The following is a 1,611-nucleotide window of genomic DNA, read 5'->3' as shown; positions in this document are numbered from 1 at the left end:
AGCGCACGCTCACGCGAGGCGTCGACCAGGGGCGAACCATGAACGGACGTGAGCTGATCACGGCAAGCATGCGCGAACTCGAGCGGGTCAAGGTCATCGAGGCGGTCGTTGAAGGCCGCCTGCGGTGTTTTCAGGCGGCTGAGCGGCTGCAACTCAGCGAACGGCAGATCAGCCGACTGTGCCGGCGTTATGAGGCAGCTGGTCCGGCTGGGCTGGTCTCGGCCAGGCGTGGGCGGCCGAGCAACCGGGAACTGTCCGTCGATCTGCGGGCCCGGGCCATGGCGCTGGTGCGCGAGCGTTATGCCGATTTCGGGCCGACGCTGGCGTGCGAGAAACTCGCTGAATGCCATGGGATTGCGCTGGCCAAGGAGACGGTGCGCCGATGGATGCGCGACGCGGGCCTGTGGATCCCGCGCGCGCAGCGCCCGCCGAAGGTCTACCAGCCGCGGGCCCGGCGTGCGTGCCTGGGCGAGCTGATCCAGATCGACGGCAGCGACCACCGCTGGTTCGAGGACCGGGCGCCGGCCTGCACGCTGCTGGTGTACGTGGACGATGCAACGAGCCGCCTGATGCACCTGCATTTCACGGCCACCGAATCGACCTTTAGCTACTTTGAGGCGACGCGTGCGTACCTGGAGCGCCACGGCAAGCCGGTGGCACTGTACAGCGATCGCGCGAGCGTGTTCCGCAGCGTCAGGGTCAACGAAACGGGCCGCAGCGTGACGCACTTCGGGCGCGCGATGTACGAGCTGAACATCGACACGTTCTGCGCCAACAGCAGTTCGGCCAAGGGCCGCGTGGAGCGGGCCCACCTGACGCTTCAGGATCGCCTCGTGAAGGAGTTGCGGCTGCGTGGCATCAGCACGGTGGCGGACGCGAATGCGTACGCGCCTGCCTTCATGGCAGCGTATAACGTGCGCTTTGCGAAGGCACCGCGCAGCACGTTTGACGCACACCGGCCGTTGCGTACCGACGAGGATCTGGACACCCTGCTCACCTGGCGCGAAACGCGGCGCGTGACGAAGTCGCTCACCGTGCAGTACGACCGCGTGATGTACCTGCTCGACGATACGCCCCAGAACCGGAAGCTGGTGCACCGCTACATCGAGGTCTGGGAGTACCCGAATGGACGCATCGAATTGCGGGCGGACGGCCGGATGCTGCCGTATCGCGAGTATGACCGGCTCACCGGGGTGGACCAGGGCGCGGTGATCGAACACAAGCGGCTCGCGCACGCGCTGCAGGTGGCGCAGGCCCTGCAGGCGCAGCGTGATAACCGGCGGGCCTCGGGCTCTCCGTCACGCACGAACCAGGGCGAGCCGGTGCGCGCAAAGGCACGCGTACCGGGCACGAAGAAGCAACGCGAGTTCACGCAGGCGGACATGGAAGCGGTGATCGTGAAGCCGGCGCAGGCCTCAAAACCAGAGTCAAAACCTGGCCGGCAGCCTGCCAGGGCTCGCTGAAGGTGCGTAAGCGCCCTGCTGCTACAGACGCTATCCTTCAACACGAAGTGGAGGACGAACCCAAGAAAGACAGAAGCAAACCTCTCTAAAACCGGACATTTCTATTGAGCCGGAAGTCGGACATCTCAATCTGGCCGGGACATTTGGT

The 1,611-nt window shown here is 65.6% G+C and carries 1 protein-coding gene; it reads left to right on the top strand.

Annotated features, from left to right (window positions below; translation table 11 throughout):
• The first annotated feature begins 38 nt into the window (after nt 1–38).
• Nucleotides 39–1,463 (top strand): ISNCY family transposase, encoded by a 1,425-nt coding sequence (locus HV773_RS36405; protein WP_129562005.1) that lies wholly within the window; start codon nt 39–41, stop codon nt 1,461–1,463.
• The last annotated feature ends 148 nt before the right edge of the window (nt 1,464–1,611 follow it).

It is taken from the genome of Paraburkholderia caffeinitolerans (assembly GCF_902859945.1).
GTDB classification, from domain to species: Bacteria; Pseudomonadota; Gammaproteobacteria; order Burkholderiales; family Burkholderiaceae; genus Paraburkholderia; species Paraburkholderia caffeinitolerans.
Note: the sequence above shows the minus strand (reverse complement) of the source record. Positions and strands in the feature narration are given on the sequence as shown.